Genomic DNA, 4,154 nt, shown 5'->3' with positions numbered 1-4,154 from the left:
ATCAGTTATTACGGGTTATAAAGAAAAGGAGAAGAGGATAAAAATGACGGAAAAAACAATTCAAATTGATGCAATGAACTATCAATTTCAAATAGAAAAGGAAAATTGGAAATTGGAGATGACAAAATCTCAAACACGTATAAAAGACTTCCGTCAATTTGATGTAATTACGGGCGCATCATCTGAATTTGTACCATTAACGATAGAGGAAACGGATGATATGTTTACCTTTATATTTCAAGTGGATAAAAAATTATATAAGTGGGATGATCTTAGCCGTTTTGGAAGAAATGAGAAATTAAGACTGCTTCGAAATGTTGCGCAGTTTCGTAAATATTTAAATAAACGAATCACGTTCTTTTTACATCCGGACAATATAGTTTTTAATGCTAATTTAATGCCAAGTATTATACATAGAGGAATTCGAGATATTGTTCCACCAACCCCGTTGTTAGAAGAGCAATTTTTAACACAATATAAGTGTCTAATTATCGCTTTATTCTCCCAAAAGCACAATTTTGATGATTTGTATGCTGGGTTACTAAAAGATGCAAAAGAAACAACATTTGAACAGACGGTTGCTCAAATGGAAAGCTTAGATGCATTACTGCAATTTCTTGATGACAGCTTTGAGAAGGAACAAACAAAAACAGAAAAAAATATGCAGTTAGTACCTAAAAAAAGCTATAAATCGTTTAAATACTTAGCTTTTTCCTTCATAGCGGCGACTGTGATTTTAGCTGCTCCTTTAATATATTTCACTTTTATAAAATTTCCTTATCAAAATAAATTATTAGAAGCAAATGCGAGTTTCATAGCAACTGATTATGACAAAGTAATTACTCAATTAAATGAAGAGGAATTTGAATCATTACCGGTTGCGTCTAAATATGAGTTAGCATTTGCATACATTACAGCTGAAAAACTAGGTGAAAATCAAAAGAAAGCAATTATGAAAAATATTAGTTTGAAAAGTGATGAAAAGTATTTACTTTATTGGATGTATAACGGAAAAGGTGATTTTGATAAATCATTAGATTTAGCTAAGACACTTGATGATCCGCAGCTTATTATGTACGGCCTTGTTAAACAAATTGAATCGCTGAAAAATAATCCGGACTTGTCAGGAGAAGAGCGTGATCAAAAGTTAAAAACATATGAGCAACAATTAGATGAGTATAAAAAGAAATATGGTAATTCATCAAGCGATAAAGACTTGTCGGACACAGAGAAAAAAGAGTAAGCAAGCACTTGATGAGACAGTTGAAAAGGAGCAGTGAACACGGATGGAGCAACTATTAGTATTGACTTATGGAGACAAAATATATAAGTGCACATTACATCCAAATGAGCAATCAATAGTGTCGATTGGAAAAGAGTGGACAAATGATATTACGAATCCAAGTTTAGAACAAGAAGTAGAGTTAAAGTGGAATAATGAAGTGAACGCTTGGATGGTACAAAATCAATTAATAGAGTTCAATAAGGAATTTGAGATTGGAAAAACTAAAGATGTGAGCTTGAAAATCTTTATATCTAGTATTGGTACAACTAAAGTGTTTGATATCGGAACGAAACATTCTCTTACAATTAGTCAAAACAGTTATGATGATATTTCTATTACCGGGACAAATGCGGATTTAATGCTATCTCGTGAAACGTTGTACGATTCTTTTAGAGTAAACGTATATGAAGGGGATGTATTTCATAATTATACGAAGCTAAAAGATAGCGCTATGTTAGAAGCCGGAGATCAATTATATTTTGATGGTGTTTTAGTAGAGATAGGCAGTGAAGATATTCAAGTATTGTCTTCAGAAGAGAATGTTAAATCTACGTTACCTATTTTAGTAGAATCCGAAACGAATTATCAAAGTGGTTATCCAGACTATCATCGTTCACCACGTATTATTTACCGTGAACCAGAAGAGAAAATGACAATTGCAAAACCTTCAAGTATGCCGTCAAAACCGACTGAGCATTTGGCGAGAATTATTGCACCATCTCTTGTCATGATTGTCGTAACAGTATTACTTGCTATCTTTATGAAATATGGAATGTTTATTATTGCATCGATTGCGATGACATTAGTAACGATTATTGTTTCTGTCACATCTTATATAAAAAATTTAAAGCAATATAAAATTGACATTGTTGAACGTGATAAAAGTTATAGAGCGTATATAAAACAAAAAACGAAAGATTTACATGCAGAAAGTGAAAAGCAGCGTCATGCATTACAATTTCATAATCCAAATGTTGAAGTAATACGTAATATGGCTGTGCAAGTAAATCCACGTATATATGAAAAAACAATGCTACATCATGATTTCTTAACATTTAGCGTTGGGACAGGACAAGCTAATACGAGTTTTGAAATCCAATTTAATGAAGAAGAATTTAGTCAAACGAAAGATGAATTAATTGATATAGCACGTGAACTAAGACAGCGTTATCTTTCTTTGGAAGATGTACCTGTTGTAACAGACTTGATAAATGGACCGGTTGGCTATATTGGACAACGCTCTTTAGTGTTAGAACAATTACAATTATTAGTTGTGCAAACCGCGTTATTCCATAGTTATTATGACTTGCAGTTTATTACTATTTTTCCTGAAGAAGAAAAAGAAAAATGGGATTGGATGCGCTGGCTACCTCATGGAAGTGTTCGAGATATAAATGTACGTGGATTTGTATACCATGATCGTAGTCGTGATCAAGTGTTAAATAGTTTGTATCAAATATTGAAAGAACGAAAATTAAAACTAGATGAAAAAAGTTCAACTAATGAAAAAATGTACTTTGCACCGCACTATGTCGTTCTCATTACAGATGAAAAACTAATACTAGACCATGTTGTTATGGAATTCTTTAATGATGATCCGAGTCAATTAGGTGTATCACTTGTATTTGTACAAGATGTTATGCAAAGTTTACCGGAGCACGTGAAAACGGTAATTGATATAAGAGATGCAAAACAAGGGAACATCATCTTAGAACAAGGAGAGCTTGTTAACCGTCAATTTAAATTGAATCATGTACCGAAAGGGTTCAATTTAGAAGATGTCTCACGTGCATTGGCACCGTTAAACCATTTGCAAAACTTAAAAAATAGTATTCCAGAAAGCGTAACATTCCTAGAAATGTACGGTGTTGAAAAAATAAAAGAGTTAAACATTACAAGTCGCTGGCAGAAAAATGCAGCGCATAAATCTTTAGCTGTACCACTTGGATTACGTGGTAAAGAAGATATCGTAAACTTAAACTTACACGAAAAAGCACACGGACCACACGGGCTAATAGCAGGTACAACAGGTTCAGGTAAGTCGGAAATTATACAATCGTATATTTTATCTCTAGCAGTCAATTTCCATCCTYACGAAGTAGCCTTTCTACTAATTGACTATAAAGGCGGCGGTATGGCGAATTTATTCAAAAACTTACCGCATTTATTAGGAACAATTACGAACTTAGATGGAGCACAAAGTATGAGAGCGCTCGCATCAATTAAAGCCGAATTACAAAAAAGGCAACGATTATTTGGGGAAAATGAGGTAAATCATATAAACCAGTATCAAAAATTGTATAAAGAAGGCTTAGTAAGTGAACCGATGCCACATCTATTTTTAATTAGTGATGAATTCGCGGAACTGAAGTCAGAACAACCAGAATTTATGAAAGAGTTAGTTTCAACAGCGCGTATCGGTCGTTCACTCGGAATCCATTTAATATTAGCTACGCAAAAACCGAGTGGTGTTGTAGATGATCAAATTTGGAGTAACTCGAAATTCAAACTAGCATTAAAAGTTCAAAATACGTCAGATAGTAATGAAATTTTAAAAACACCAGATGCTGCTGAAATTACATTACCAGGACGTGCGTACTTACAAGTTGGGAACAATGAAATTTATGAACTATTCCAATCAGCTTGGAGCGGAGCAGACTATGTAGAAAACAAAGAGGATAAAGAACATTTAGACGCAACGATCTATGCAATAAATGATTTAGGACAATATGAAATATTAAGTGAAGACTTAAGTGGACTTGGTAGCAGTAAAGAAGTAATAAGCGTACCATCTGAACTGGATGCTGTTATTGACTACATTCACGATTACGCAGAAATAACTGAAATTGAAGCGTTAGCTAGACCGTGG

General features: G+C 33.5%; 2 protein-coding genes. Both read left to right on the top strand.

Annotation, left to right across the window (positions count from 1 at the left end):
• Positions 1–43: 43 nt before the first annotated feature.
• Positions 44–1,243 (top strand): type VII secretion protein EssB, encoded by a 1,200-nt coding sequence (essB, locus tag AC1DJR_RS19650; protein ID WP_060749821.1) that lies wholly within the window; start codon positions 44–46, stop codon positions 1,241–1,243.
• Positions 1,244–1,286: 43 nt separating this feature from the next.
• Positions 1,287–4,154: type VII secretion protein EssC (gene essC / locus AC1DJR_RS19645; RefSeq protein WP_477003301.1), on the top strand; the 2,868-nt coding region annotated here is incomplete at its 3' end.

It is taken from the genome of Bacillus sp. 05T31 (assembly GCF_056396725.1).
Note: the sequence above shows the minus strand (reverse complement) of the source record. Positions and strands in the feature narration are given on the sequence as shown.

Bases quoted from the DNA above. Each gene is read 5' to 3' on its own strand.
- essB (WP_060749821.1), top strand. From the start codon at position 44: ATGACGGAAAAAACAATTCAAATTGATGCAATGAACTATCAATTTCAA.